9 protein-coding genes are annotated in these 26,415 nt (G+C 65.8%); 4 read left to right on the top strand and 5 right to left on the bottom strand.

Annotated features, from left to right (window positions below):
- Window positions 1-14: 14 nt before the first annotated feature.
- On the bottom strand, window positions 15-2,705 hold the full coding sequence (locus AC5ZFO_RS01250; protein WP_496121112.1) for a hybrid sensor histidine kinase/response regulator: 2,691 nt from the start codon (window positions 2,703-2,705) through the stop codon (window positions 15-17).
- Window positions 2,702-3,733: an ABC transporter substrate-binding protein gene (locus tag AC5ZFO_RS01245; RefSeq protein WP_496121110.1), complete on the bottom strand. Its 1,032-nt coding sequence runs from the start codon at window positions 3,731-3,733 to the stop codon at window positions 2,702-2,704. The genes AC5ZFO_RS01250 and AC5ZFO_RS01245 overlap by 4 nt, the downstream gene beginning before the upstream one ends.
- Window positions 3,734-4,029: 296 nt before the next feature.
- On the opposite strand from AC5ZFO_RS01245, the gene AC5ZFO_RS01240 reads away from it, so the two are divergent.
- The 3 genes from AC5ZFO_RS01240 (at window position 4,030) to AC5ZFO_RS01230 (ending at window position 23,227) form a co-directional block, all read left to right on the top strand.
- On the top strand, window positions 4,030-4,785 hold the full coding sequence (locus AC5ZFO_RS01240) for a hypothetical protein (protein WP_282518625.1): 756 nt from the start codon (window positions 4,030-4,032) through the stop codon (window positions 4,783-4,785).
- Between the two features lie 71 nt (window positions 4,786-4,856).
- The gene (locus tag AC5ZFO_RS01235) at window positions 4,857-21,527 is read left to right on the top strand and encodes a leukotoxin LktA family filamentous adhesin (RefSeq protein WP_496121107.1); all 16,671 of its coding nucleotides are present in this window, start codon (window positions 4,857-4,859) and stop codon (window positions 21,525-21,527) included.
- A gap of 11 nt (window positions 21,528-21,538) precedes the next feature.
- On the top strand, window positions 21,539-23,227 hold the full coding sequence (locus AC5ZFO_RS01230; protein ID WP_282518623.1) for a ShlB/FhaC/HecB family hemolysin secretion/activation protein: 1,689 nt from the start codon (window positions 21,539-21,541) through the stop codon (window positions 23,225-23,227).
- Between the two features lie 191 nt (window positions 23,228-23,418).
- Here the strand turns inward: AC5ZFO_RS01230 and bluB are convergent, their stop codons facing one another.
- The 3 genes from bluB to cobU are packed head-to-tail and all read right to left on the bottom strand — an operon-like array spanning window position 23,419 to window position 25,338.
- Window positions 23,419-24,051 carry a 5,6-dimethylbenzimidazole synthase gene (bluB, locus tag AC5ZFO_RS01225; protein WP_282518622.1) on the bottom strand — a complete coding sequence of 211 codons (633 nt, stop codon included), beginning with the start codon at window positions 24,049-24,051 and terminating at the stop codon, window positions 23,419-23,421.
- Window positions 24,052-24,055: 4 nt separating this feature from the next.
- Window positions 24,056-24,838, bottom strand: a complete 783-nt coding sequence (gene cobS / locus AC5ZFO_RS01220) for an adenosylcobinamide-GDP ribazoletransferase (RefSeq protein WP_282518620.1) — start codon at window positions 24,836-24,838, stop codon at window positions 24,056-24,058.
- A complete protein-coding gene (gene cobU, locus AC5ZFO_RS01215; RefSeq protein WP_282518619.1) occupies window positions 24,835-25,338 on the bottom strand; it encodes a bifunctional adenosylcobinamide kinase/adenosylcobinamide-phosphate guanylyltransferase in 504 nt (167 codons plus the stop codon). Before cobU ends, cobS begins: the two co-directional genes overlap by 4 nt.
- A 121-nt stretch (window positions 25,339-25,459) precedes the next feature.
- Between cobU and cbiB the strand changes: the two genes are divergently transcribed.
- Entirely contained in the window at window positions 25,460-26,413 is a 954-nt protein-coding gene (gene cbiB / locus AC5ZFO_RS01210; RefSeq protein ID WP_282518618.1) for an adenosylcobinamide-phosphate synthase CbiB, read from the top strand.
- Window positions 26,414-26,415 lie beyond the last annotated feature (2 nt).

The following is a 26,415-nucleotide window of genomic DNA, read 5'->3' as shown; positions in this document are numbered from 1 at the left end:
AGTTGGCCGAAGAACTAGCTGACCGAGCTTTGCTCGGCGGGCCGGAGCAGTTCGTCAAGCGCGCTCATAGAGGCTTGCTGAAGCGCGGCAAGCTCACGAGCTGCGCTCTGGTATTCGGGCGGGGACATCGAGGGCGCTGCCAATTCGATCTCACGGGTGCGCTCGAACAGGCGCACGAGTCCGAGCGCGCCGGCGGCGCTGCCGAGCTGGTGCGTGGATCGCGCGAGCTCGTTGTGATCGCCGGCCGCGGCGGCCTTGGCGATGTCTGTGATCAATTTGCCGCTGGTCTCTTGCAGCAAATGATGCAGCTTTTCGATTTGCGCGGAGCCGAGCAGCTCGCGCTGGTCGTCGAGGAAATGCCGGTCGATCAATGCGCCTGCAGCGAGTTGCGCGGTGGCCGGCTCATCGGGGGCATCCTCGATCGCCTCGCGCAACGCGTTGATCAGGATCGGCTTGCTGACGACCTTGGCGATGCCGGCGCCGGTGAGCCGCTCGCGGGCGCTGGTGGAGACGTCGGCGGTCACGGCGATGATGCGCGGCATTTTTGGCAGATCGAGCTTGCCGATCCGCGAGGCCGCCTCGATGCCGTCCATGTCGGGCATGTGCAGATCCATCAGGATGATGTCGAATGTCCGGTCGCGGGCGAGCTCTATCGCCGACGCGCCGTCTCTCGCAATCGTCGCGCGATGGCCAAGCCGGTTCAGAATGGCTTCACCGACCTCGCAATTGACGGGATCGTCGTCGACCAGCAGCACGCGCAACTGCCGCGAGGGCGGCGGGACCGCGCCTTGCGCGACGCCGCTTGGGGCCCGGCCGAGCGGCACCTGAAGCGTGAACGTGCTGCCCGCGCCCGGCGTGCTCTCCACCGTCAGCTCGCCGCGCATCAGGCGCGTGAGCCGGCGCGCGATCGCGAGTCCGAGGCCGGTGCCGCCGAACCGCCGCGCGATGCTGTCGTCGGCCTGGACGAAATCGTCGAAGATGCGCTCGTGCATGTCGGGCGCGATGCCGATGCCGGTATCGCGAACGGTGATGCGCAGCAGGACATGATCGTCGCGTTGCTCGGCGGTCGCTGTCAGCGCAATCCCGCCGTGCGGGGTGAACTTGATGGCATTGCCGATCAGATTGAGCAGGATGCGGTTGAGCCTGACCGGATCGCCGTGCACGGATGTGTCGACCGTCGCATCACAGGCGAGGTCGAAGGTCAGGCCCTTGCCGAAGGCTTGCGGACACATCAGCTCCGCGGCGGTCTCGATCAGCTGGTGGAGGCGGAAGTCACGCGTCTCCAGCGTTTCGGTGCTGGCCTCCAGGCGGGCATATTCCAGGATGGCATCGACCAGGGCGATCAGCGTTTCGCCCGATGCCTCCGCGGTCGCGAGGTGGCGGCGCTGGGCCTCGCCGAGGCTGCCGTCGTCGAGCAGCTGCAGCACGCCCATGACGCCGTTCAGCGGCGTGCGCAGCTCGTGGCTGACGACGGCGAGGAAGCGCGACTTGGTCTCGTTGGCCAGCACGGCGGCCCTGCGTGCGCGCTCGGCGGCGTCATGTTCGGCCAGGGCCTGATCGCGGGTCTTTTCGAGTTCGGCGGTCCGCTCGGCGACCTTGCGCTCGAGGGTCGCATAGGAGTCGCGAAGATGCGCGGCCATCCGGTTGAACTGGTCGCCGAGCGCTTCCAGCTCGTCGCCGGTCTTGATCGCGAGCCGCAGGCCGAGATCGCCGCTGCCGATCCGCCGCGCGCCCTGCGTCAGGATCTGGATCGGCACGGTCATGCGCCGGCTGAGCCAGAGGGACACCAGGACCGCGAAGGCGAGCAGGACGATCAGGAGAAACGTCGCGCGTCCGATCGATGCATAGATCGGGGCGTAGGCCTCGCTGAGCGGAAGCTCGACGAACACCAGCCAGCCGAGCGAGGGGACCGTCGCATAGGTCGAGAGCACGCGCTGGCCCGACAGATCCTCCTTGACCAGGCCACCCGAAGGCGGGCCCACGCCGTCGAGCGCGGCGCGCACGTCGGCATGCCCGGAGAGATCGCTCCGTTGCAGCGCCGGCCACAGATCGGGATGCGCGATCAGGACTCCCATGCGGTCGACCACATAGGCCTTGCCCGTGTTGCCGACCCTGATCCCGGCGACGAGGTCCCAGATGAAGCGCAGATTGACGTCGGCCACGATCACATTGGGATTCCGCCCGGTCCCGCGCGTGGCGAGCGTCATGAACGGCTCGGTGTCGCCGAGGAAGTAGACCGGCCCGTAATAGGCCCGGCTTTCATTGGCGCCGCGGAAGGCCGGCGAGGCCGAGAGATCGGCCTTGCTGCCGACCCTGTCCGCGACACGGCGTGACACGCGCACCTGCTCGCGGCCCTGCGAATCGAGCTCGGCAATTTCCGCGATCGCGGGCGAGAGGCGCAGGAGCCGGATGGCGTTCAGGCGGTCGTCTTCGTTGCTCGACAGCTCCGGAGGCAGGCGCGAGAGCCATCTGATCTGGTTTTCGATCTGGCCGATGAACTGGCCGATCTGAATCGCCGCGCTTGCTGCCTGCTCGCGCTGGGTCGCCGCGAGAAGCTGCTTCTGCTCGTGATAGGAGAACCAGACGTCGAAGCCGGTGTTGATGGCGAGCGCGGCAAAGGCGAGGGCGACGATCGAGTAGAGATATTTTCGGAATAACCGGCCCGGGGGCGTCCGCAAATGTCCCTGGTCGATCGCCTCGTTCACTCGCGGATCTCGTCGGCGCGCGCGAGCAGCGTGAATGGAATGTTCAATCCGAGCGACCGGGCGACCGTGCGGTTGATCAGGAGCTCGTATTTCCGCGGCGATTGCACCGGCAGATCCCCGGCCTTGGTGCCGCGCAGGATGAGATCGACGTAGTCGGCCGAGCGCACCTCCAGCGTCGGCCCGTAGCTCATCAATCCGCCCGCATCCATGAAATAATGGAACGGATAGATCGTGGGGACGCGATGCTTGGCCGCCGCCGCCACGACCGCCTGACGGTGGATCACGAGGAAGCTGTCGACCAGCGCAACCATCGCCGCCTTGGGCGGTTCGGAAAAGCGCCTCACGGCTTCGTCGATGTCCGTCGGCGCGTTGACGGGCGCGGGGGCCACGGACACCCCTGATGTCGCGGCCTCCTGCTCGATCGATTCGAGGAAGAAGCGCCCGGCGCGGGGCGTGGTCGCCGGGTTGAAAAGGACGCCGACGCGCGCGAGATCCGGCACCGCCTCCCGAATGAGCTGAAGCCATTTGCCGCCCATTTCGGCGGTGCTGTTGGTGAAGCCGGTGACGTTGCCGCCGGGATGCGCGAGGCTTTCGACGAAACCGTTGCCGACGGGATCGTTGGCGGTCGCGAAAACGATCGGGATGGTTTTGGTGGCGGCAAAGACTGCGGCGGTTTCGGTGGTCGAGCCGGTCAGGATCACGTCCGGCTTGAGCTCGAGCAACTCCTGGACCGCGGTCTTGAGCTTGTCCGGTCCGCCAAAGGTCGAACGGAGTTCGAAGCGGAAGTTGACGCCTTCGACCCAGCCGCGCTGCCTCAAGCCGACGATGAGGCCACCCAGGCGGGAGGTCGGGCTGTCGGTCATGCTCCGTCTGGTCAGTTCGTCGTCGAGCGGCAATCCCGTCAGCGAGGCAATAATCCGCATGCGATCTGACGTTGCGCCGAGCGCAATCCAGCCTGCGGCGGTTGTGCCCGCAAGGCGAATGAAGCCGCGGCGATCGAGCGCGAACGCGGAAGTCCGTTCGGTCATGGAATTCTTTGCACGATGGTCTGTCCCAAGCCGGATGCTTAACGCGAAAGGGCGGTATCCACAATTGATGAAAAAATGCGCTTATGAATGTTCATTCGCAGCATTCGGCACTTCGATACCGTATTCCTACCCGGCCAAAGAGTCGCTGTTTCGAGCTTTGTCTGCTCCGTGACGATCTGCAACGCGTTGTGGCGTTGCAACATTTTCCGTCTCGTTGCGACGACGGTTCGGAGAAGTCGATTTCTGAGCGGCTGATTTTTTGAAGCGTTGTTTCAGGTTTATTTCGAAGGTTTTCGATGCGCAAAATCTATCTTCTTCCGGCCCTCGTGGGCCTGCTGACCTCAGTTGCAGCCGGGCCGCTCGCGGCCCAGGGAGCGGTGCCGAAGCAGAAGGCTGCGCCGGCACCCAGAGCAGCCGCTGCCGGTGCGGCGCCAGCCGCCGCCGCCGGTGCGCCGGTCGCTGCTGCGACAGAGACGCCTATCGCCGGTGCGGACGACAAGACGGCCAAGGCGATCGACGGCTTCCGCTCCGCCAAATTCGGCATGAACGAAGCCGACGTGCGCGCGGCGATGATCAAGGACTTCAGCGCCAAGCCCGACGCGATCAGGGCGCAGGACAACGCGTCCGAGCTGACGCACAGCATCCTCATGTCCGTTCCCGAGCTGCTGCCGAACGGCGGGACTGCCGAGCTCTCTTATGTGTTCGGCTACAAGTCCAAGTCGCTGATCCAGATCGGCGCCGTCTGGTCGAAGGGGACCGACACGGCGATGACGCCGGAGAAGCTGTTCTCCAACGCCAACATCCTGCGCGCCCATTTCATGGGCGAAGGCTTCAAGCCCGACTCCATCGCGGTCAACATGCCGGTTGCCGGCGGCATCGTGATGTTCCGCGGCAGCGATGCCAAGGATCGTTCGGTGATCCTGCTTTTGCAGGGCACGTTCGAGAACAAGGAGAACAACCAGCGTGTGCTGACCCCGACCAGCCTGCTGCTGTTCTACGTGGCCGACGCCAAGAGCCCCGACATCTTCAAGTTGCCGCCCGGCCAGTTCTGATGCCGGACGACCTCACGACATTCTCCCACCCGGTTGTGGATCGGCGCGAATGCCGATGATGAGGATCTGAAATGCGCGGACCATCTGCGACGCGAGACAATAACGAGCTGACGACGCTGCGGAGGCTGGCGCGCTTCCGTTCTATGTCATTGCTCTGCGCGATGCAGATGGTCTTCCTGCCGGTGTTCAGCATCCGCCTGCAGGCGCAGACGGCGAACGTGATCGTTCCTGATGGACGCACCGGCACCAGCTTGCAGACGTCGGGCAGCGTCACCAACGTCACGACGTCGACGGTCTCGGGCAACAACGCCTTCAACTCGTTCTCGCAGTTCAGCGTCGGGCAGGGCAACACCGTCAATCTGCAGCTGCCGACCGGGACGCAAAACCTCGTCAACATCGTTCGCGACGCCCCGGTCTACGTCAACGGCACGCTGAACTCCTACATGAACGGGGCGATCGGCGGTAACGTCTATTTCGCCGATCCCAAGGGGTTCGTGGTCGGCCGCAGCGGCACGGTCAATGTCGGCAGCCTCAACGTCTCGACGCCGACACGCGAGTTCACCGACAGCCTGATCGGCGCGGGCGGGCAGATCAACCAGTCGGCCGTCGGCAATCTCATGGCCGGCTCGTTCCCGGTCTCGCCCGACGGCAACATCCGTATCTATGGCCGCATCAACGCGATCGACGGCGTCCGCCTGACCGGGCAGAACGTCTTTGTCGGCGGCGCCAGCCAGCGCGACATCGCCAATCTCGATCACGCCGCGAAGTTCGCGGCTTCCGTCAACTCGAAGGGCTTGCGCAGCGCCAGCTCCATCACCGTCAGCAACGGCTCGATCCATATCGGCGCCGCCAACAACGCCAGGGTCAACGGGCGTCTCACCGCGCACAGCAAGACCTCAACGCCGAGCAACATCACCGTTCAGGCCGGCAACAACATCGATATCGGCAGGAACGCCAGGCTGAACATCGCCAGCAAGACCGGCGATGCCGGCGAGATCCGGCTGAAGGCGGCCCAGAACCTGACGGTCGCGGGCGGGGCCAAGTTCAACGCCAGCGCGAAGACGGGCAATGCGGGTCTCGTCGATTTCAGCGCGAACGGCATCATCGACATCGGCCAAGGCATCAAAGTCAACCTCAGCGCGGCAAACGGCAAGGCGGGCACGCTGCTGATCGATCCGACCGACGTTGTCGTCGGTGATGCTGCCCAAGGCGACACCGGCGTGACGCTTTCGAACAGCTCTGTCGTGGCTGCGCTCAATGGGCTCAGCGCCGGGGCCAACTACCTCATCCAGGCTGATCATTCCGTCACGCTCGCCGCGCACGCGGTGATCGATGCCCGCCGTCTCGATGGCTCAGGCCATTCGACCGGCAACGCCAACAACGTCACCATCGACGCGCCGAACATCGACATCAAGAATGGTGCGCAGATCCTGGCCCAGGCGGTCAATTTCGGCGGAACCACCTACACCGACGGCAACGTCGCGCTGACGGCAACGGCGAGCGACATCAAGCTGTCCGGCCAGGCCACCGCCGCGACGTCGATCACGGTCGATGGCAAGATCACCGGCGGCATCATCTCGATCAGTGCGACGTCGACGGCCGTGTCGAGCTTCCTGAACGGTTCGGTGGCCGGTGATTTCGCGCTTGTCGGCTCGACGCTTGCCGCCTCGCTGCTCGGGCTCAATGGCGGCTATGTCGCGGCAAGCGCCACCGCGACCATCAACATCAACAGCCATGCCGACATCAACGGCCGCGGAGATGTCACCATTTCCGCGCATACCACGGAGACCGCGTCGGATCCGGCGGTCGCCTCCACCTTGCTCGGCAGCCTCACGCCGGTCGCGGCCGGTGTGGTCGTCGGCAAGATCGACGGCACTGCCACGACCAACGTGGCCTCGGGCGCGACGGTCAACGCCGGCGGCAACCTCGAGATCAAGGCGCTCAACGATGCGACCATCGCCATCTCGGCCCTCGCGGCGTCGACGAGCGCGCAGATTGTCCCGACGGTGGCCTATTCGACGGGATCGGTGACGACGACCGCCAACGTCGCGACCGGCGCGCATATTGCGGCGGGCCTGGTGAACACGACCGGCAGCACCTTGAAGGTGCGCGCGATCAACAACAATTCGTTCTCGACCAGCGCAACGTCGGTTGCCGCGCCCGGGACGGGGGCGAGCGGTGCTGTCGGCGGCGCGTTCGCCATCAGCGACATCACGACGTCCGCGACCGCAACGCTTGGTGCATCGCTCGGAACCGATGTCAACAACCGAATGAACGGGTCCGTTCTGGTCGAAGCGACGTCCGACACCACGCTCAATTCCACGATGGCTTCGTCCATCGCCGGCCTGCCGGCACTGATCGCGGCAATCGAAAGAGGGCTGCGTGCCGTCACCGCGCCGACGTCGATCATCAGGGACCATATGGATTCGCTGGTGCCTCTGAACTTCGATTTCAAGGTCGCAGGCGCGCTGTCGCTGGCCAACAGCACCCAGAGCGCGACCGCTGCGATCGCGCAAAATCCGAGCGGCGGCGCGCCGAGCATCTATGCCAGCGGTAACGTTGCTGTTGCCAGCAATGTCATTGATCGCGGCGTTCGCAGCAATGCGACGTCCAGCGCGATCACGAAGGACCCGGTGTCCGGCGAGAGCACCGCGATCAGCGCGGCCGTCGCCTGGGGCAATTTCACGCATAATTCGAACGCCTATGTCGGCGGCGGAGCCCTGGTCAATGCGGCGAATATCGCCGTCGATGCCACCACCGAATTGCCGATCACCAACACCTGGCTGAAGTGGGATGGACTGGGTGCGGTTCTGAGCCACCTCAACGGCAATCTCGGCGTCGGCGGCAATATCCTCACCAGCTACGCCAATGCCACCGCGGACGCCGGCGACACGATCGGCATCGCCGGTTCGCTGAACCATTTCGTCGTGAACAACAACACGACGGCGTGGGTGGCCGGCAGCGCGAGCCTGACGGCAACCTGCGCGACCGCGGCCTGCGGCAGTGGCACCGGCTGGTCGGTCGGGATGGACAATGGCGACGTCCATACCTACAACGCCAGCCTCCAGATCGCGGCCACCACGACCACGGCGTCGATCGACGCCGCCGGCAATGTCGGCACGCTCGGCTTCCTGTTCGGCAACACCTCGGGCGGCTCCTCCGTCGGCGGCGCGCTCAATCTCGTCCAGTTCAACACCAATACCATCGCCGGCGTTTCGGACCGTGCGACGCTGCGTGCGGCGGACGACATCGCCGTCAACGCGATCACTTCCGACCGGTTCGTCGCTGTCGCACCGTCGTCCGGCAAGGCTGCCGGCACGCTGGCGCTGAACGGTATCACGTCGCTCGGTTTCCTGAACAACACGACGCACGCGTCGATTTCAAGCCAGGCCACCGTCTACGCCCCGACCGTCGGCATCCTGGCGCAGCAGGACCTGTCGGTCGTGACGCTGTCCGGCGCGATGAGCTATAACGGGAGCGGCGGTTCAGCGGTTGGATTGTCGGTCGCCTATCTCGGCGCAAATACCGACACCTCCGCCTATATCGGCGACAACCATTCCGACATCCGGCCCGGCGTGTTCAGCGCCAACGATCCGTTCGCCGGCACCAGCGGCGGAAGCGGGGCGGTCAATGTCGACAATCTCACGATCAGCGCGACCACCTCCGGGCGCATCACCGCTGCTGCGGTCGCGGCAGCGGTCTCCGATCCGGCGTCGTCGAGCTTCTCCGACAAGGCGGGCGCCGCCGGCGCCGCCTCGACCGGAGGCACCGCCGGCGTGACGACGGCGGCGGGCAAGATCGGTTCGACCTCGGGATCGAGCACTAGCGGCTTCAGCCTCGATCTCGCCGGCAGCTCGTCGGTGAGCGACGTCTCGCTCGGCACCAGCGCCTATATCAAGAACACGACGGTCAACAAGTACACCACGGCCAGCGCCGTGCTGACCAACACGATCGTTCAGGCGCTGAACGACACCATGCTCAACAATGGTTCGGGCTCGGCGGCGCTCAATCTGGCCGGAGGGTCCGCCACGGGGGCTGCGATCGGCGGCGCGATCGCGGCGGCGATGTCGAACAATGCGACGCTCGCCTATATCTACGGCACCACCATGAACAACCAGAGTTCGGTGACGGTGCAGGCGCTCAATGGCGGCTCGGAGACCGTCGTTGCCATCGGCGTGGCGGGATCGAAATCCAATTCGGCGTCGCTGTCGGCCTCGGTCGGCATCATCACCGACAGCGCCAACGCCTATATCGAGAGCTCGACGATCACGGGGCAGGCGAGCGGCGTCAATCGCGCGCTCGAGGTCGACGCCTACCAGACCACGAACATCGCGATCGGCGGCGGCTCGCTCTATATTTCGGGCGGTCAGGCCGGCGTCGGCATCGGGCTGACCTATGCGTCGATCGCCGATCCCACGGGCGGAAATGCGACCGATGCGCATATCCGCAGCACGGCGATCTCGAACTACGACAGCCTGCTGGTGATGGCCGACAGCGCCAGCGTGATTGCGGCCGGTGCGGCCTCAGGCGGGGGCGGGGCCAGCGCGAACGGACTTGCCGGCGCGATCGTCGTCAGTGAGATCACACCGACCACGACAGCCTATATCAACAGCGGCGCGACGGTGAGCATCAATGTCGGCCGCGTGACGGTGCTGGCGGACAGCGGCGCCGTGTCAGCGCTGGATACGGCGCTCGGCAACCTCGTCAAGAAGTCGAACAACAATCATCTCGCCACGGACACCTGCACGGTCGCCGGTGGCACGGGCGGGCAGAACTGCATCGATTTCGGCGCGGCTGCGCTCAACGGGGGCACAGGTAACGGTCCGGGAGCGAGCATCGTCTCCGTTGCGGGTCTCATTCAGGCCGGCAAGAACAATGTCGGTGCCTCGATCGTCTACAACACCATCGCAACGACGCATTCGGCCTATATCGCCAACGTCCTGATGACGGCCGGCAGCAACGGCAATGTCAGTGTGAGCGCGGTCGATTCCTCGAAGATCCAGGCGGTCACGATCGGCTTCGGTCTGGCGACCGGGCAATTTGCCGGCGTCGGCGGCACCACGATCAGCAGCATCTCCAATACCGTCTCGGCGGCCATCGGCAACAGCCTGTCCAGCGCGACGCAATCGTCCGTCTCGGCCAAGAACATTTCCGTCTCCGCGACCGACAATTCCAGCATCACCGGAACCGCCGCCGTCGCGGGCGCCTCGACGCAGGGCAGCGCCGCGGGTCTGGCGCTCGTCTACAGCAGCATCGCCAACAATGTCAGCGCCGGCGTCACCGGCTCAAAGCTGACCGCCTCGGGCAACGTCGCAGTCGGTGCGAACTCGAACGCCAGCATCTCGACCGTTGCCGTCGGTATCGCGATGTCCTCGCAGGTCGGGCTGGCCGGCTCGGTCGCCACCAATCTGATGGGAACCAACGTCACCGCCAGCATCACCGCCGCCGGCACCAACGGTATCAATGGTGCCGACGTCACCGCGACCAACAACGTCGCCGTGACCGCCGGCAACAACGACAAGGCAGGCGTGTTCGCCGGCGCCGTGTCGATCAGCAAGGGCGCGGCCGGCGGCGCGGGCTCGTTGGTTACCAACCAGATCACGGGGACGACGGCGGCCTATATCAGCGGTGCCAACACCAAGGTCGACGCGCTCGGGACCAGCAGCACCGATACGCTGTCGGTCAACAACGGCACGCTCGTGCATGCCTTCGATCTCGGCACCGCCCATGCGCCGACCGACACCACGCCTGACCTCACCGAGAACCAGGACACCGTGCGCGGCCTTGCCGTCGTCGCGAGCTCGCACCAGGCGGTCGTCACCAACGTCGCGTCGGTCGCCGCGAGCAGCGGCATCGCCATCATGATCAACCCGATCACCAATGTGATGAGCGGGGCGACGAGGGCCTATATCGACAGCGCGGCAATCGACACGCGCCTGACCTCGTCGACGCTGGCGCCCCAGATCGAAGTCGCGGCATCGAGCTTCTCCTATTCCGGCGCGTTCGGCGCCGGCATCGTGGCGCCCACCGGCAACGGCGGCGGCGGTGCCACCATCATCAGCACCACGATGCAGCGCGGGACGTTCGCCTACATCACCAATGCCACGGTCGGCGGCGTGCAGTCGTCGAGCGCGACGGTCGGCGCCGTTACCGTGAAGGCCAATGCCGAGCAGGATGCGTCCTCGATCGCGATCGGCTTCAACACCGGCTCGGTCGGGCTGAACGTCTTCCAGGCGACGACGGAAGCCTATGTGGACGGCGGCGCGCTGACGGCTGCGTCACTCACGGTGAACGCGACCAACAACACCGGCATCTTCTCCGCGAACGGCTCCGGCGCCTATGGCAGCCAGGCCGCGATCGGCGCGGCCTTCCTGGTGCAGGTCTCCTCGAACCGCACCGAGGCCTATGTCGGCGACGAGTTCCACTATCAGGGCAATGGCGCGGCGCACACGACCGCGCTCAACCTGAGCGGCGCGCTCGACGTCGAGGCCACCACCAAGAACCGCTTCGAGGCCTATGCGATCGGCGGCGCGCTCTCGACCGGCACGGCGGCGATCGCCGGCATGGCGAATATCGAGATCGCCAACAACACCACCATCGCCGGCGTCTATGACACCACGTTGCGGTCGGTGACGGGCGGCGCGGCCGGTGCGGTCACCATCAACGCGACCGAGGACGTGGCGATCAAGGAGATCGCCGGTGCGCTCGCGGTCGGCGCGAGCGGGGCTGGGGTCGGCGTCGGTGCCGCCGCCAACGTCATCGTGTTCAAGAGCCAGACCATTGCAGAGAGCCGCAACAGCAATCTGAACTCGTTGGGCGCGATCAACGTCAATGCGCTCAGCACCAAGGAGGTGCTGTCCTACGCGGTCACCGCCGGCATCGGCGGCAGTGTCGGCATCGGTGCAACGGTCGGCGTCATCATCATCGGCACCAACACCGCCGACGCCGACACCCAGGGCCAGCAGACCGGCCAGCTCAACCAGAACGGCAACGGCACCATCGCGTCGGTGAACAACGGCACCAACAACTCGCATGGCAGCAACGCGGTCGCGAGCGGCACGGCCGGCAATCCGAACAGCGCCAATGTCAGCTCGACCTACGACGTCAGCACCGTCCTGTCCGGCGGCAACGACGCCGTCGTCGCGCAGATCGCGGGCGGCAACGTCACGGGCACGCAGGTCAATGTCACTGCCACCAGCGCCAACGCGGCCAAGATGTATCTGCTCGGCGCAGGCTTCGCCAAGAACGTCGGCATCGGGGCCGGCATCGGCTACACCAGCGTCAACAGCACCGTGCTCGCCAATTTGAGTGACTACGGACGCAACGGCTCCGGCGTGCTGGTGGCCGCAGATACGCCTTTGGCCGTCTCGGCACCGGTTGTCACCGTTGCGGCGGTCGTCAAGGACGCGACCACCGGACCTTATGCCGGCAAGACCATCGACACCGAGGCGATCGCCGGCGGCGCGGCGCTTTACTTCGGCGCCGATGCGGCTGTCGCGGTCGGCAATGTCAGCAACTCCGTGGCGGCGCTGCTGGGCGGCCAGATCACCGGCGCGAGTGGCACCGGCAATGGCGCCGCCGTCATGGCGCAGGATTCGACGACCCAGGTGGTCTTCACCGGCGGCGTCACCGGCGGCGCCGTGGCTGTCGGCGCTTCGGTCGCAACGGCAAGCCGCACGAGTTCGGTCGCCGCGAGGGTCCTGAACGGCTCCACCGTCAACGTCGCGACTCTGGCAGTTGGAGCAAGCGGCGCCGGCACCTTGTCGACGACGGCCACCGCGCTCGGCGGCGGCATCGTCGCGGGCGTCGGTGCGGATGCGGAGGCCCACGAGAACTCGTCCGTGCTGGCGGAGATCGGCGCCAGTGCCTCGATCACGACGTCCGCGACCGGCGTCGGCACGCTGGTGTCGGCGTCGATCACGCCCAATCTGTCGAGCGAGGCGATCGGCGTTTCGGTCGGCGGCGCTGCCGTCGGCGTTGCCATCGCCAAATCCACGGTCGGCGCCACGGTTACGGCCGATGTCGGCGACAACACGAGCTTCTCGGGCGGAGCGCTCGCCGTGACCGCCATGGCGCTGGTCCCGACCAGCGGCACGACGACCTGGGCCAAGGCACTCGCCGGCGGCGGCGGCTCGCTGATCGGCGCGCAGGGCAGCCTGGCCCAGGCTTCCGAGAACGCCACGGTGAGCGCCTATGGCGGGACGGGGATCCGGCTTCCCAACGCCAACGTGACCATCGCGGCCGAGAACGACAGCGCCCAATATGCCGAGGGGACGGGCCTTTCGACCGGGTTCCTGGCGCTCGGCGCCACCGTCGCGCAGACGTCGTCGAACGCGCACACCTATGCCTATCTGGGTGCGCCCGCGGATATGGATAATCTCAATCACGGCAATTACACGGGCATCCTCCGGATCACGGCGACCGGCACGGATACCAACGTCTCCAACGCGAAGGTCGGCGCGGGCGGCACCTATGCCGGCGCGGCGGCGGTCGCGACGACGAGCTCGACCGCCGTGACCAATGCGCGGTTCGACGGCGGCACGACGGACGACACGCTCTATTTCGGCGGCCTTCGCATCAATGCCAAGCACACCACGAATTACGCCGCGAGCGGCGACGCCTACCAGGCGTCGACGGCCGGCGTCTCGGCCGGCAAGGCGCAGAACGACGTCGACTCGACCACCACTGCCGAGATCGGAACTCACCTGATCATCAATTCGGCGGGCGGCAACATGGTCGTCATCGCCAACGACATCGTCAACCAGGGCGGCGGTGGCGCACGTTCGGGCTCCGGCGGCTCGTTCTCGGGGGCTGCGGCGCTCAGCGACTCCCACGTCACCCAGACCGTCAATACCAATATCGGCGCCGGCACGGTACTGAGCCTCAACGGCGATCCGCGGACGTCGGCGGCGTTCATCAACATCGAGGCCTACAACACGCTGAATACCAACGACACGGCCAGCCTGGCCACCGCCAGCTTCTTCGCCGGCGGCGGCGCCGAATCCAACATGACCGCGAATGCCACGCTCGCGGTCGACATCAATGCCCGCGAGCTGTTCAGCGTCGGCAAGATCTATATCGGCACGGCTGCAAAGATGGCGGCGGCGAACAACGCCAATGCCAGTCTCTACGGCGCGATCGCCGGCGTCGGCGCCAGCACCAACACCTGGGTTCACGCCAACCAGGCCGTCAACGTCGGCGCCGGCGCGAAGATCGCGGCCTGGCGCGACATCAACATCTATGCGGGCCTCGCCGGCGACGGCACCGTTTTCAGCAGCGTGCAGGCGACGGCGACGACGGTCGTCTACAACAACACCGCGATCCCGATCTCCACACTCTATCGCGGCACGGCCAATGCCGACGACACCACGAGCCTGACGCTGGCCTCCACCTCGAGCATCCTCGGCGCGCGCGACATCTATCTGGGCGCAACGCAAGGGCAGGTCACGGCGGCCGGCAACGGCAGCAACTACAATCCGTATCTGGACATCTTCAGCGCCAAGAACAGCGACAACCACAGCCACACCAGCGGAACCGGCGATGTCGCGCTCAATGGCCTGGTGGTGGCAGGCGTCAACAACGACTTGACCATCACGATCGAACTCGGTGCGACCGCGCCGACCCTGAGCACCACCAGTCCTTATTCCCTGCTGACAAACGGCTCTTCATCGGTCCTCGAACTGGTCTCCGACGTCAATCACTTCAGTCCGGTGATGAGCTGGAACCACCAGACGGTCCAGTACACCGTCGTCGGCAACTTCAATCCCTACCAGCTGGTGGTCAACCAGCTGGCGTCGCTGACCGGCCTGACCGAGTCGCAGGTCCGCTCCCAGCTCGCGGCGGCGACGCCCACGGCGCCCGCCAGCATGTCGCCGACCGGCACCGATCCGACCGGCGACAAACAGCGCCAGATCGACACGTTGATCAAGCAGGCGCCGTTTACCACCGACGCGCCCGGCAACGCCTTCGCGTTCGGCGACATCCTGGTGTCCGCCGGCAACGTCTCGATCCTGGCCCAGAAGCTGACCGGAAACAGCGGCACGAATCCGGCCCCGCCCGCGGTCATCGCGCGCAGCTCGCCGCTGATCAAGATCGAGAACAAGGGCCTCGACTTCATGAGCCTCGGCAATCTCACGGTCACCGATGTGACCGGAGGTAACATCACCTATCGCCAGATCGACCATGTCGACCCGGATTCGCATTCCAATGTGACCTTCACCGCGATGCCGAGCGCGACGCCGGTCATCGACGTCTCCGCCACCTACAATCGTCTGGACCCCGACAGCGGCCAGGGCATCGACCAGAACGGTAACGTGCTGACCCGCACGCCCGACATCTATTTCAACGGCGCCGTCAACAACGCCAACGGCCTGCTCAAGATCATCAACAATCTCGGCAGCGTCGTCGCATCGCAGTCGCTCAGTGCCGCGACCGTCCAGATCGTGGTGCCCAAAGGCACCTTCACCTTCCTCGGCGGTATCGGGAGCTTCTACGACAGCGGCAGCGCGGTCACCTCGCAATGGGCCAGCACCGAAAACCGGCCGGAAGACGCGCTGACGGCGGTGATGACGGCGGCGACCTATCTCGGCGCCTACGGCGACTACTATACCGCTCCGCATATCGGTTCGGGAACCGATCACCCCTATTTCTACTATTGCTGCGCCGACGGTAGCCACGGCGTGTATCAACCGGTCGGCAACGCCGACGCCAGCACGATCTTCACCGCGCGCATGCTGATGACCTATTACGACGGCCACTCGCTCTATTCGGCGATCTTCCTGCCGACGGGCCAGGGCACGCCTGGGAACACCAGCACTCCCGATGCGGGCAGCGTACCTGACGTCAATACCCTCAAGATCATCGAGGGCCAGCAGGACCTGCACAACATCGCCGTCGCTCCGTGGAAGAAAAACACTTATGACGGCCGGAACGTTTACACAGATAGCGATCCGTACAAGACGCCGTTCAACTGCCGAGATTGCGACGCGTTCTTCCAGGTCATCAACATCCAGCCGGATGCGATCACGCCGAAGACCGCGGATGCGCCGGCCACCGCGACAGCCACCCGGACCATCAGCGGTCAGGCGGTCATCATCTCGGCGTCGGTGATCAACATCAACGGCACCATCCAGGCCGGCTCGAGCAGCAATTACTCAGTCAACATCGGCGCCGCGGCGTACGATGCCATCTATGGCAGCAACGGCCTCAAGAACCGCAACAATGGCGCGGATTTTGCCGCGGCCCAGGCCAATGCACGGAACGGCGTCTATTACGACGTCTCGGGCTCAGTGACGGCGTCGGCCAGCGGCGACGCCAAGATCGGGGTCAGGTACAACGCTCTCACCGACCAGCTCATCCTGAATGGCGTGGCGCAGGGCGCGGGCGGCTACGTCTACCTCAACGGCAAGATCATCTCGACCTCGACCGACAACACCCAGACCCAGGGTAACATCGAGATCAAAGGCGGCGCCGGCACGGTCACCGTCAACAACACCAGCGGGCTCCAGCTGGTCACCAACACCATCAATACCAGCGTCACTGCCCAGAGCGTGGTCGAAATCGTCGACCAGCTCAAGGGGAAGACGACGTGGTATGTCTACGATCCCAAGGCGGCGAGCAACCAGCAGGTGACGAAATACCAGACCAACAGCGTCACCGCGGCCGCGATCGACCCGTCGATGCTTACGGCCAGGACCGGTACAGCGGGCGTCCAGTACGCGACGCAGGAGAACATGCTCTATCAATGGGTCGACACCGCGACGCTGGATCGTCCCACGACCAGTACGCAGTTCGACTACGGCTGGAGCTTCACGCCCAATCGGGACGGCCAGAACTGGACCCGCGCGACCAGCCTGGTTTCGGGCACGCAGACCAGCAACTACCAGAAGGTCACCACCGCCACCGGCAGCTATCACTGGGCGGGAGGCGTGAACCCGGACGGGACCCCCGTTGGACTCAACACCCACTCCAACGCTTGCTGCGGCGCAGATGCCCAGTACAACTGGTACCAGCAGATCTACGATCATCTGACGCTCACGCTGACCAACACCGTCAAGGCGTCGAACCCGATCAACATCAAGTTCATCGGCGGCAGCAGCAGCGACGTCGTGGTCAATTCGACCTCGGGCATCGTCATCAACGGGTCGATCAACAACCAGCAGGGCACGACGACGCTTGCCGCCACCGGCACCAACTCGTCGATCACCGTCGGCGCCAATGCCAACAACCCGGTGATCTCGGGGACGAGCGTGACGCTTCGGGGTGACGGCGGTATCGGCACGCTCGGCACCAACAAGGCTCCCGTCCAGGTGCAGATCTATGGCGGCAGCCTGACCGCCAGCTCGATCGACCGCGACATCGCGATCTCGGCGATCGGCGCGCTGTCGATCAACCAGGTCAAGGTGAATTCGGCAGGTGCGACGCCGCAGGGCAGCGTCTTCCTCTCGGCGACGGGCGACATCAACTCGGCCTCCGCCTACAACGTCGCCAATCCCGTCGTGATCGGCAAGAACATCGAGATCAACTCGACCTCCGGTGCGATCGGCGCGAGAAGCGCCGTCGTCAATGGCGCGTCCACCCTGACCAACATCAATCCGCTGGTGATCCAGGCGACGGGAACGACGCAGGCGAGCGGTGCCGTCGATGGCGGCGTTCTCGACAGCGCCTCGGCCACCGGCACCTACATCATCCAGTCCAAGGGTGATTTGCGCCTCGGCACGGTCCAGTCGACCGGCGGCCCGGTCTTCCTGGAGGCGGCGGGCTCCGACAACAATCCGGCCAACATCCTGAACGGCCGGGCGGCAGTTGGTCTGACCCAGGCGCAAAGCCAGCATCTTCAGGACGTCCAGGCCAGCCTCGACCTGCTCAGCGGCAACGCCGCCACCAACGCCGTCAACAGCTACCAGTCGATGGTGACGTCGGCCTACAACGACTACTTCCAGCTCAAGAATATCGCCTTCCCGAACGGCAGCACCTACAACCCGACCTCGGTGGGGCAGACGGTGCTGCGGGCCCAGGTGGCTGCCAAGCTCGGCATCGATCCCGCCAACGTTTCGACGACGCAGATGAAGGCCGAGGCGACTACGCGGTTCCTGCGGGATCAGTTCCTGCTCGGCAAGATCACCACCGACGAGCTCAAGACCTCGCTGACGACGTTGCTCGGCACCGCGCCCACGGATCCGCTGGGGACCGTGTTCGGCAGCTCGCTGTCGTCGACCCTGTTCACCAAGCTGTTCGACGGCGTGGCGACAGCCAATCAGCGCATGCCGAGCAATACGGCGCTGCAGACGGCGCTTGGCGCCTACAATGCGAATTACAGCTACACGCTCGCATCGACCGAGCGGGTCTACAGCATCATCACCGCGGGCTCGCAGTGGACGCAGAGCCAGCTCGCCTACACGGTCTCGTCGTCGGCCGTCGGCGCGGCACCGCCGCCGATCGACGAGAACGTCGTCGCCAATGTCAGCGCCAACCAGATCATGCTCTACGCGCCGCGCGGCTCGGTCGGTAATTCGGCAGCGCCCCAGACGTTCACGTTCACCAGCGTCGATTCCTCGTCGCTGACGCCGGAGCAGAGGGGCTTGCTCGCGACAGCCGGTCCCGGCCAGCTCACCGTCGGCGCGGTGACGGACCCGACGACCCATGTCACGACCTATACGGTCAGCCTGTCGCAGCAGAACCTCGTCGTCGTCGACAACCCGATCGCGATCTCGGTCAAGGCGCTGACGAACATCTATCTCGGCAGCAAGAACAGCCTCGCGCTCGGCGGCGTTACCGCGAACTACGGCCCGATCGCGGCCGCGCAGGCCAACGGCATCCAGGTGACCGGCCGCGGCGACGTCAAGCTCGACGCCGTCAACAGCATCTCCGCCAATGCAAGCGGGGCCGTGATTTCAGGCGATATCGGCAACCTGACCTTGATTGCGGAGCACGGCAATGTCGGTGCCCCCTCGGGAACCGCCGGGAGCAACCCCGCGAACAATACGAACGCGCTTCAGATCGCGTTCGCGGATCCGTCCAACGACCAGCTCGACCAGGTCTCGTCGGCGCAGGGCATCTACCTGAAGCAGACCACCGGCGATCTCATCCTCGGCAACATTGCCGCCGGCAATGCGATCCAGCTCGCGGCGACCGGCAGCATCTATGCCGAAGCCGGCTTCACGGACCGTACGGCGATCCACATCCTGGGCGCCGACCTCGATCTGCGCGCCGGCGGCAATATCGGCTTCAACGGCTCGACCTTCCAGCCGCTCCAAGTGAACATCTCCGGCGCGGTGACCGGCTCTGCGGTCGGCGACCTCAGCATCCTCGCCGTCACCGGCGATCTCATGGTCGGCTCGAGCGGCCCCTATGGGACGCTGACGGCCGGCGGCGCGCTGACGCTCAACGCTGCGCGCGGCGGGCTCACCGTCAATGCCGACATCACCAGCGGCGGCCTGATGCAGCTGCTCGCCAACCGCGGCATGAATTTCGCGGCCGGCACCAGCGCGGCGCCGGTGGTTGCGACCAGCAGCACGAGCGGTGTGACGCTGGTGGCCGCGACGCTGTCGATGGGCGCCTATTCGGCCATCAACGCGGCCGGATTGATCTCGGTGACCACCACGGGTGATGCGACCATCGGCCAGCTGAATTCGTCGCTGTCCTATGCGGCGGCCTCGAACGCGCCCTCGATCATCGTCACCGCCGGCGGCGTCGCCTCGCTGGGCGCGATCATCGACAATGGCGACGGCCAGACCAAGTTCGTCGCATCCGGCACCGGTGCCGAGCTGTCGCTGAGTGCATCGAACGGCATCGGCAACGTGACGAGCCGGTTGGCCCTCAGCGCCGCGCGGCTGTTGGCGAGCGCGAGCGGTGGCGACATCTACGTCAAGACGCTCACCGAGACCGAGACGAGCCTGCTATCCGCGGTGAAGGGCAGCGTGGACATCATCGGCACGGGCGGCCTGACGCTCGACCAGGTGGTGGCGGGCACGGCGACCGGCGCGAGCGGGTCATTCCGCGCCGTCGCGAACAATGGCAGCATTGTCATCGGCACCGCCGACAGCAGCGGCTCGCAGACGGTCCATGCCACGCAGAACGTGACGTTCAAGTCGCTCACGACCACCGGCAACAGCGGCGACACCGGCAACATCAGCGTCACCGCCGACAACGGCTTCATCCTGGCGCAGACCGTGGTGTCGGGCGGCGCGACCACGCTGGGCTCGGTCTCGGCCCACGGCTCGGCGACGCTGCTGGCCGCCACGACCATCACCGGCAACACGCTCGCCGCCACGACCGGCTCGGGCCTGCTGACCGCCGGCGGCCCGATCAACTGGAACGTCCTCAACACCGGGACGACGCTGGGCGCGACCGCGAGCCAGGGCAGCATCACCTTCCAGACCGCGCAGAGCGGCGGCACGCAGACCGTCCACGCCCATGACAACGTGACGTTCAACGCGCTGACGGCGACGGGCATCAACGGCGATGCCGGCAGCATCAACGTCAACGCGGATAACGGTTTCATCCTGGCGCAAACGGTGATGTCGGGCGGCGTGCCAACGCTGGGCTCGGTCTCGGCCCACGGTTCAGCGCGGCTGATCGCGGCGGGCACCAACACCGGTCACAACCTCACGGCCACGACCGGCAATGCAGTCCTGAGCGGCACCGTCGTTCATTGGGATAATCTTACTGCGGGCGGCACGCTCGACGTCACCGCGACGGCCGGAGGGATCACCGTTGGCACCGCCATCAGCGGCGGCACGCAGACCCTGCATGCCGTCAACGACATCGTCTTCAGCCAGCTCACCACGACCGGTATCCCGGGCGATGCCGGCGACCTCAACGTCAAGTCCGACATGGGCTCGCTCCGCGGCGGATCGATCACCGCCAACGGCGCGACGCGTTTCGATGTGGCCGGATCGGTCTCGTTCGACCGGATCAGCGGCGACGTCGTCAAGATGACCTCGTCGGGTGACCTGACGATCAACTGGGTCAGCGTCGTCCGGGAGCTCGACCTCGCGGCCGACACGATCAACGTCAGGGGCGAGCAGATCCGTTCCAACCCGGCGATCCCGCTGATCATGAACATCACCGGCTATAACGGCGGCGTCGCGAAGTCCGCCAACATCTCGATCGATCCGGACAGCATCGTCGTCAACCAGTTCAGGGTGGTGGATGCGAACTTCTGGACCGACGCGCACGCGGTCACGATCCTGAACGGCTATGTCCCGGGCCAGCTCATGCTCACCACCGCGACCCAGCAGGTGTTCCTGAACAACCGGACGCTGGCGCCGACCAACGGGCCGACGCTCCAGCTTTACCAGCCGGGCGGCGTGTTCACGATGAGCCAGGTCGGCAACGCCAATGTCAGCAACGCCTATGTGGTGTTCTACACCGACGGCGTCTCGGCCTCCGTCACCAACTATGGGCCGGGCCACACCTGCTGCTACGACTTCACCGGCGCCAGCATGGTGCGCAACATCGCGGTCGACGGCGAAGGCAAGGAGAGCATCGAGACCTGGCTGGCGAAGAAGGATGGCGGGACGTTCTATTTGCTCGGCCTCTCCGGCCAGGCGCGGCTCGACGCGCTGCTGACGCCACGTCCGGTCGAGACCATCGGCTCCGGTCCTGCCGTCAACATCGAGGGACTGAGCGATCTGCGCAAGCTGCGTCGTCACGGGCAGCGCACGGGTCGTCCGGGCTGGAAGGACGCTGCTGTCGAGATGGCGAAGCCGGCAGTTGGCCGTCTCGCACAGGCATGGTAACTGGATTCCGGATGCGGATTTGGGGGGCAGCATTGGGGGTAGGGCTTGCAGCTTGCTGCATCGCCTCCGCTCGCGCCCAGTCGATCAATCCCGGCGTGATCCAGAACGACATCGACCGGCAGCGCCGGCAGCTAGAACAGCAGAGCGCGCCCCCGAAGGTCACCGGTCCCGCGGTGATCGGCGGTGAGCGGGAAAAGTCCCAGCTCCTGAAGCCGGGCGGGCCGAAATTCCGCCTGCGCAAGGTCGAGTTCAACTCCTCCAAGTTCATCACACCGGCGGAGCTCGACGAGATCGCGAAGAAATATGTCGGCAAGAACGTCGACATCGCCGCGCTGCTGCAACTCGTCGCCGACATCAACGCCATCTACACCGAGCGCGGCATCGTCACGGGCATCGCGACGCTGCCGGATCAGGATGCCAAAGGCGGCGTGGTCAAGATCAAGCTGACCGAGGGCCGGCTCCAGAAGACGACCATCGAGGGCAACAAGCAGACCCGCACCGATTACATCCTTCAGCGCGTGAAGGAGCCCGAAGGTGAGGTCCTCGACGTTCCAAAACTCAATCGCGACGTGATCTGGTTCAACCGGACCAACGACGTGCAGATCAAGGCGCTGCTGCAGCCCGGCACGAGCTTCGGCCTGACCGATCTCCAGTTTGCGGTGATCGAGCCGCCGATCGACACCCTGCAGCTCTTCACCGACAACCAGGGCGTCGAGAACACCGGGCGGTGGGAGGGCGGCGCCTTCTACAAGCGCCACGGCCTGTTCGGCGTCGACGACCGCCTGACCTTCTACGGCGTCCGCGCCGACGGCAATCTCAACGGCAACGTCGCCTACAATATTCCGGTCAATCCCTGGGGCGGCCGCGTCGGCGTCAGCTACACAGAGGGCAAGATCAAGATCATCCAGGGGCCGTTCGTCGCGCTCGACGTCACCGGACGCTCGAGCCAGGCCGCGGTCAATTTCAGCCAGCCGCTCTGGGTGACGCAGGACTGGCTGGTGCTGTTCAACGCCGCCGAGACCGAGGGCAAGACGGTGAGCCGCTTCGCCACGGTCGACGTGACCAACGACCATTACGACAAGGCCACTGCCGGGCTCTCCGTGACGAAGTCTGGCAACGCCTATTCGATCACGGTCTCACCGGCGGTGAACTACATCGAGTGGCAAGACCACGTCCTCAGCAACAACCGCACGTTCAACACCTATACCGGTTCGCTGATCGCAACCAGCGCCGCGGGGCCTGCGAATTTCAGCGCCAACGTGCTGGCGAGCTGGCAATACACGCAGGAAAAGCTGCTGCCGGGCGACCAGGTCTTCTCGATCGGCGGTCCCACCACCGTACGCGGCTATCCCTCCAACTCAGCGTCCGGCGACAGCGGCTATTATTTCAACGCCGAGCTGCACTACAATTGGTCGCAATGGCTGAAGGGCTTTGACACTTACATCTTCACCGACTGGGGTGCGGTCTATTCGACATTCCCGGGGATCACCGAGCTGGGTTCGGTCGGCGTCGGTTTCTCATGGACCTACGCGTCGTTCATGACCTTCGAGGCAAATTACGCGACGCCGTTGAAGATGGCCGTCTCGACCCAGAACCATTACGAGGCCTATGGCCGCGTCATTTTCCGGCCGTTGTTGATGTTCCAGAAGCCGGAAAGTGCGGCGCCCGTGGCGGCCGCGGCCGGCAGGAGCAGGTCGTAGCGACCAGCCGCCTCTCTCTCCGTCGTCATTGCGAGCGCAACTCTCTCGCCACCGTCATTGCGAGGAGCCCTTGCGACGAAGCAATCCAGAATCTTTCTGCGGAACGAGTCTGGATTGCTTCGCTACGCTCGCAATGACGGAGGATAGATCAACCGCTGGCGTCTGACTGGCAAGCTTAAGGCGCAGCCTGACTAGCGCCGCAACGTAAACTCCTCCGCGCCGCGCCGGTGTTCCCACTTCGCCTGCTCAAGCTCAGGCTGGTCGCACTCGGTCTCGGGATAGCCGATGCAGAGATAGGCGATGAACTTCCAGGTCTCAGGCACGTCGAGAATGGCGTGAATGCGCGCAGGGTTCAGGATCGACACCCAGCCGAGGCCGATGCCGTCGGCGCGCGCGGCGAGCCACATCGCGGTGATCGCGGCGACCACGGAATATTCCGTCGTCTCCGGCATGGTCGCGCGGCCGAGGCCGTGGCCGATGTCGCTCGCCTTGTCCGCGAACACGGCGAGGTGGCCGGGCGCCTGTTCGAGACCGGACAGCTTTAGTGTCGCGTAGCGCGCGGCGCGCTCACCGGAGTAGCAGTTCAGCGCATCGGCGTTGCATGCCCTGAAGTCGTCGATCACGGCGCGTCGTCGTGCGGCATCTTCAACGACAACGAAGCGCCAGGGCTGGCTGAGGCCGACGGAGGGCGAGAGACAGGCGGTCTCGATCAGGCGATCGATGGCGCCGGCCGGCAGCGGATCGGCGCGGAAGCGGCGGACGTCGCGGCGCCACACGAACAACTCGCGCAAGTGCTGACGGAAGGTGTCGTCGAACTCGACCATGAGATCAGCCTCCCACCCGGAAGGATGCCGCCACCAGCAGAATGAGGATCTCGCCGGTCTGCTCGAATGCACCGAGGATGTCGCCGGTCTGCCCGCCGATCTGGCGGATGGCAAGCCGCGCCAGCATCAAGCCGGCGAGGGACAGCAGGATCAGGCTGACCAGCGCCTTGCCCGGCCCGAGCGCGAGTGCGAGGGCGAGCGTTCCAACGGCGAAGGCGACGGCGACGCTGCGGCCCGGCGGCGATCCCGCGCTTGCCGACAGTCCATCAGGCCGCGCCGGCGGGACCAGCGACATGAAAGCCGGCACGCCCGCGCGGGCAGCCGTGTGCGCGGCGCACAGCGCGAGCGCGACGGCCCAGGGATTGGCGATCGCTGCGAGCGCGCTCCAGCGCAGACCGAACGACAGGATCAGCGCGCAGACGCCATAGGTGCCGATCCGGCTGTCGCGCATGATCTCGAGCTTGCGCTCGCGCGTCCGGCCGCCGCCGAGCCCGTCGGCGGTATCGGCAAGGCCATCCTCATGCAGCGCGCCGGTGATGAGTGCGGTCGTGGCCAGCGTGAGCAGGGCGGCGAGGTTCGGTGTCAGTCCGAACCGGCTGGAAATCTTGTAGACCAAGGCGCCCGCGAGGCCGACCATCAGTCCCGCGACGGGGATTGCCCAGGTTGCGCGCGCGATGGCGCCTTCGCCTGCGGGCTTCGACGATGCGACGGGGAGGATCGTCACGAACGATGCCGCCATCCTGAGATCGGCAACGACGTCTCGCAAGAGTTCGGCGCGCGGTATCATTTCAGTTTCATCGGCAGGCCGGCGACGACGAACTCGACCTCGTCGGCAACCGCCGCGATGATCTGGTTCATGATCCCGGCGGCGTCGCGATAGCTGCGCGCCAGTGCGTTGTCGGGCACGATGCCGAGGCCGACTTCGTTGGTGACGAAAATGACGGGGCTTTTCAAGCGGGGTAGGGCGTTGGCGAGCTCTGTTACCTCGCGTTCCCAGTCGCGCCCGGCGTGCATCAGGTTGGAGAGCCATAGCGTCAGGCAGTCCACCAGCCTCGGGCCACCGCCATCGCTTGCGATCAGCGCGGGCACGAGATCGAGCGGCACCTCGCGTTCGATCCAGTCGGTTCCGCGCCGCGCGCGGTGGCCGGCGATGCGCTGCTCCATTTCCGCATCGAGCGCCTCGGCCGTCGCGACATAGACAGGCTGTCCGGGGAACGCGCGGACGCGCGTTTCCGCGCGCCTGCTCTTGCCCGATCGCGCCCCGCCCGTGATCAAGATGACGGCCATCAAAGTCTCCTGTGGGCCTGACTAATCACCAAACGCGGCCAAAGACAAAGCCGAAATCAGGCGGGCAGGGGCTTGCGCTCCGCCTTCGCTTTGCGCAACAGGGGCGGGACAGGAGGCAGGTGTGGGCTTTGCGGGCGCGATGGTGGTGGCGATGGCGGTGGATGCCCTCTTGGGCTGGCCGTCGTGGCTGTTCGCGCGGATCGGCCATCCCGTGACCTGGCTCGGCCGGCTGATCTCTGCCATCGACACCGCCTGGAATCGCGATTCCGATCCGCCGGCATTTCGCCGTGCTGCGGGCGCTGCCGGAGCGCTCGTCGTCATCGCGCTTTCGGTTGCGCTCGGCTGGATGCTTCAGTCGTTGCTCCCGTCGTTGCTTCCCTGGGGCTGGGTGCAGATTGTATTGGTCGGCGTCCTAGCCTGGCCGCTGGTCGCGCTGCGCTCGCTGCATGACCATGTTGCCGCCGTTGCGACACCCTTAGATGCGGGCGACATCGCCGCTGCGCGCGCAGCGGTGGCGCGCATCGTCGGGCGCGATCCCGCGACGCTCGACGAAGCCGGCATCGCGCGCGCGGCGATCGAGAGCCTCGCCGAGAACGCCTCCGACGGCATCGTGGCGCCGGTGTTCTGGGGCGCGCTGTTCGGACTGCCCGGCATTTTGGGCTACAAGGCGATCAATACGCTGGACTCCATGATCGGTCATCGCAACGAACGCCACGAAGCTTTTGGCTGGGCCGCCGCGCGCATCGACGATGTCGCCAACTTCATCCCGGCGCGCCTGACCGGCTTTCTGTTCGTGCTGCTGGCATCGCGGCGTTCGAAGGCGCTGTCCTGCATGACGCGCGATGCCCGCCGTCATCGCTCGCCCAACGCCGGCTGGCCGGAGGCGGCGATGGCGGGCGCGCTTGGCGTGCGGCTCAGCGGCCCCCGCATCTATCACGGCAGCGCGACCGATGAGCCCTGGCTCAACGAGGGCGCGCGCGATCCGCTTGCCGCGGACATCAGCCAGGGATTGACCATCTACCGCCGCGCCATGCTGCTGCTCGCCGGAATCCTTGCGATCCTGGCCTTCGCGTGAAA

The sequence above is a fragment of the Bradyrhizobium sp. Unk1 genome (assembly GCF_059512345.1).
This window is presented reverse-complemented; position numbering and strand designations above follow the sequence as displayed.

Bases quoted from the DNA above. Each gene is read 5' to 3' on its own strand.
- AC5ZFO_RS01245 (WP_496121110.1), bottom strand. From the start codon at position 3,733: ATGACCGAACGGACTTCCGCGTTCGCGCTCGATCGCCGCGGCTTCATT.
- AC5ZFO_RS01240 (WP_282518625.1), top strand. From the start codon at position 4,030: ATGCGCAAAATCTATCTTCTTCCGGCCCTCGTGGGCCTGCTGACCTCA.
- AC5ZFO_RS01235 (WP_496121107.1), top strand. From the start codon at position 4,857: ATGCGCGGACCATCTGCGACGCGAGACAATAACGAGCTGACGACGCTG.
- AC5ZFO_RS01230 (WP_282518623.1), top strand. From the start codon at position 21,539: ATGCGGATTTGGGGGGCAGCATTGGGGGTAGGGCTTGCAGCTTGCTGC.
- bluB (WP_282518622.1), bottom strand. From the start codon at position 24,051: ATGGTCGAGTTCGACGACACCTTCCGTCAGCACTTGCGCGAGTTGTTC.
- cobS (WP_282518620.1), bottom strand. From the start codon at position 24,838: ATGATACCGCGCGCCGAACTCTTGCGAGACGTCGTTGCCGATCTCAGG.
- cobU (WP_282518619.1), bottom strand. From the start codon at position 25,338: ATGGCCGTCATCTTGATCACGGGCGGGGCGCGATCGGGCAAGAGCAGG.